The 3,763-nt window shown below is 69.9% G+C and carries 3 protein-coding genes; 2 read left to right on the top strand and 1 reads right to left on the bottom strand.

Going from position 1 to position 3,763, the window contains the following annotated elements:
- Positions 1-6: 6 nt before the first annotated feature.
- Positions 7-1,446 (bottom strand): MDR family MFS transporter, encoded by a 1,440-nt coding sequence (locus G6027_RS05670; protein WP_182636192.1) that lies wholly within the window; start codon positions 1,444-1,446, stop codon positions 7-9.
- 244 nt (positions 1,447-1,690) lie between these two features.
- Here G6027_RS05670 and G6027_RS05665 point away from each other — a divergent pair, with 244 nt between their 5' ends.
- Positions 1,691-2,578 (top strand): AraC family transcriptional regulator, encoded by an 888-nt coding sequence (locus G6027_RS05665; RefSeq protein WP_182636190.1) that lies wholly within the window; start codon positions 1,691-1,693, stop codon positions 2,576-2,578.
- A 143-nt stretch (positions 2,579-2,721) separates the two neighbouring features.
- Positions 2,722-3,756, top strand: coding sequence for an iron-siderophore ABC transporter substrate-binding protein (locus G6027_RS05660; RefSeq protein WP_182636188.1), 1,035 nt, complete (start codon positions 2,722-2,724; stop codon positions 3,754-3,756).
- Positions 3,757-3,763: the final 7 nt, after the last annotated feature.

Raw genomic sequence — 3,763 nt, 5'->3', positions numbered from 1 at the left:
GGCCGGTTACGACGCGACCGGCTCCTCGGCCATCGGCGCCACCGCAGGCCCCTCGGTCTGTGCGGTGTTGCGGACGAACCACGCGCCCACGACGGTGATCAGCGAGATGATCGCGCCCACCAGCAGCGCGTTGTGGACGCCGGTCATCTGCGCGGCCACGTCGCCCTCGCCGGACTCGGCGCCGGCCACGATGCCCAGCGTCATCACCGTGATGAACAGCGCGGTGCCGGCGGCCGCGGCGACCTGCTGCAGCGTGTTGAGCAGCGCGGAGCCGTGCGAGTACAGGTGCGGCGGGAGCGAGCCGAGCGCCGAGGTGAGCAGCGGCGAGAACAGCAGCGCCAGGCCCACGCTGAGGATCATGTGCCACACCACCACGATCGCCAGCGACGACTCGGCGGAGAAGAAGAGGTACATGCCCCACAGGCCGGCGGCGGCCAGGATCGAGCCCGGGATGATCAGCGGGCGCGGGCCGATGCGGTCGAAGAGCCGACCCACGAACCACCCGAGCACACCCATGAGCAGGCCGCCGGGCAGCAATGCCAGGCCGGACTCGAGGGTGGTGGTGCCCAGGACCTGCTGCATGTACAGCGGCAGCAGGATCAGGGTGCCGAACAGCGCCATCATGGACAGCAGCATCAGCGTGAGGCTGACTGTGAAGGTGCGGAAGGTGAAGGCCCGCACGTCGAGAAGCGCGTAGTCCTTGAGCGCGAGCTGGCGCCAGACGAACACCGACAGCGCGGCCACGCCCACGAGCACGGGCACCCACGGGGACACCAGCGCGTTGTCGTTGGCGGCTTCACCGAAGGAGCTCAGGCCGAAGATCAGGCCCGCAAAGCCGATGGCCGAGAGCACGCCGGAAAAGATGTCGAGCGGGATCGCGCGGGTGGCGGTGACGTTGCGGATCAGCGTGGCGCCGGCCACCAGCGCGAGCACCCCGATGGGGAGCACGAACCAGAACATCCAACGCCAGCTCAGCACGTCGAGCACCAGTCCGCCGACGGTGGGGCCGATGGCCGGGGCCACCGCGATCACGATGGAGATCACACCCATGGTGCGGCCGCGACGATCCGCGGGCACCACGTTGAGCACGGTGGTCATGAGCAGCGGGATCATGATCGCGGTGCCCACGGCCTGCACCACCCGGCCGGCGACCAGGACCACGAACACCGGTGCCAGCGAGGCCAGCAGGGTGCCGAGGGTGAAGGTGGTCATGGCGATGATGAACACCGTCCGCAGCGGCAACCGCATGAGCATCCACCCGGTGAACGGGATGACCACGGCCATGGTGAGCATGAACGCCGTGGTGAGCCACTGCGCGGTGGCGGCGGTGACGGCGAACTCCCCCATCAGCTCGGGGATCGCGACCGACATGATGGTCTCGTTGAGGATCACCACGAATGCGGCGGCCACGAGCAGCGCGATGAGCCGCTTGGTGGCGGCGGGCAGCGGCGGGGAGCCGAGGGCGGGCGTGGGCTGGGCAGGGTCGGGCTGGGATGGAGAGAAAGCAGCGGCGGATGACTCAGTCGTCACGGGAATCCTTAGACATTACGGGTCGAAACAAAGTGGGAAGCCCGGCGAGGCCTGACGGCGCGCACGGGAACCCTCGCACTGTACTGCAGGACGCGTCACACGCTTTGCTGATGTGACCACCGTTACGGGGCGGTCCGAACGGTGGTGCGACAATCAGCGCATGACCGGGATCAGCACGGCGCGCCGCGCGGACGCGGAGACCAGGACCCTGCCGGTGTACCAGGCGGGGGCCGCCGTGATGCCCTTCACCATCACCGGCATGGACGAGCTCGTGGCCCGCGACACCGTGTGGGCACCGCATTCCCACCCCACCCACGAACTGCTCTGGAACCGGGCGGGCGCGTCCACCGCGACCATCGGCCCGCGGACCTGGACCATCACCCCGTCCGTGGGGCTGTGGATCCCCGCGGGCGTACTCCACTCTGCGGCAGCCCCGGCGGGCACCTGGTACCGGACCGCCCAGGTTGACTCGCGAAGCTCCTCCCCCCTGCCGGCCGAGCCCGTGGCGGTGGAGATGACCCCGCTGCTGACCCTGCTGCTGGAACGCCTGGTGGACCACACCCTGCAGGCCCGCTCACGCGAGCTCACCGAGCAGATGGTGTTCGACACGCTCGAACCGTCCGCCCACGCCCTGCTGGTGCAGCGACCGACCGCCGAACTGCTGCGTCCGATCGTCACGGCCCTCGAGTCGCGCCCCGGCGACGACCGCTCTCTGACCGAGTGGGCGGCGCGGCTCGGCGTGAGCGAACGGACCGTGACCCGGGCGTTCCGTGCCGAGACGGGCCTGAGCTTCGGAGCCTGGCAGGCGGCGTTCCGCGCACAGCACGCATCGGTCCTGCTGGGCAGTGGCGTGCCGGTCGACGAGGTGGCCGTGCGGGTGGGCTATCGCTCGGCAAGCGCGTTCGGCGCGGCCTTCCGCCGGACCACCGGGCTCACCCCGGGGCAGTTCCGCCCCGCCACTGGCTCTGCCCCCAGGCCTCTCCGCAGCCCGGCCGAAGATGCCGCGGAGACCGCGAGCTTGTCCGATCCGCGATATCCGGCGTCCTGATCGAGCGATTGCGCCGCGCCACGGTGCGGTCGTAATGTCTTAGGCCAGCCTCACCTAATGGTCAGACTGCGTTGGAGGACTCGACGCGGCGTCCGGGTGGGTCCTGCCCTGTTCATCTTCTCGAGAATGAGAGAGCCGCCCTGATGCGTTCTCGCGGTGTTGTCCCCTTTCTGATCGCCACCACGGCCGCCCTCGTGCTGTCCGCGTGTGGTTCGCCCGTCGACTCCGAGGAGTCGACAGGCGCGGCCGCGTCCGGCGGGTCCGGGTCGTTCCCCGTGGTGATCGAGCACGCGCTCGGCACCACCACCATCGAGGAGGCGCCCGAGCGGGTGGCCACCGTCGCGTGGGCCAACCACGAGGTGCCGCTCGCCCTGGGGGTCGTCCCGGTGGGGATGGCCGCGGCGACCTTCGGTGACGACGACGGCAACGGCATGCTCCCGTGGGTCGAGGAGCGACTCGAGGAGCTCGACGCGGAGCCCCCCGTGTTGTTCGACGAGACCGACGGGATCGACTTCGAGGCCGTGGCCGACACCGAGCCGGACGTCATCCTGGCCGCCTACTCCGGGCTGACGCAGGAGGACTACGACACCCTCAGCGAGATCGCCCCCGTCGTGGCCTACCCCGAGGAGGCGTGGGCCACCTCGTGGCGCGACACCATCCGCTTCAACTCCATGGGAATGGGCATGGAGGCCGAGGGCAACGCACTGGTCGACGAGCTCGACGCCGAGATCGCCGAGGCCACCGCCGCGTACCCCGAGCTCGAGGGCACCAAGACCATGTTCCTCACCCACGTCGACCCGACCGACCTGAGCACGGTGAACTTCTACACCGCCGCCGACACCCGGGCCGCCTTCTTCGAGGACCTGGGCCTGGCCACGCCGGCCGCCGTGACCGAGGCCTCGGCGAGCGGCAAGTATTCCGGCAGCATCAGCGCCGAGCAGCTGGATCAGTTCGACGACGTCGAGCTGATCGTCACCTACGGCGACCAGGAGCTCGTCGACACCCTGAAGTCCGATCCGCTGCTCTCCCAGATGCCGGCGGTCAAGAACGACGCGATCGTGTTCCTCGACGGCAGCGGCCCGATGGGCACCGCCGCCAACCCCACGCCGCTGGCCATCTCGTGGGTGCTCGACGACTACGTGGCGCAGCTGGCGGAGGCCGTCGGCAACGGCGAGTGAGCGAGCC

This window comes from Dietzia sp. SLG310A2-38A2 (assembly GCF_014145095.1).
In the GTDB taxonomy this organism is placed as follows: Bacteria; Actinomycetota; Actinomycetes; order Mycobacteriales; family Mycobacteriaceae; genus Dietzia.
The sequence above is the reverse complement of the archived record's forward strand: the minus strand, read 5'-3'. Positions and strand labels throughout refer to the sequence as shown.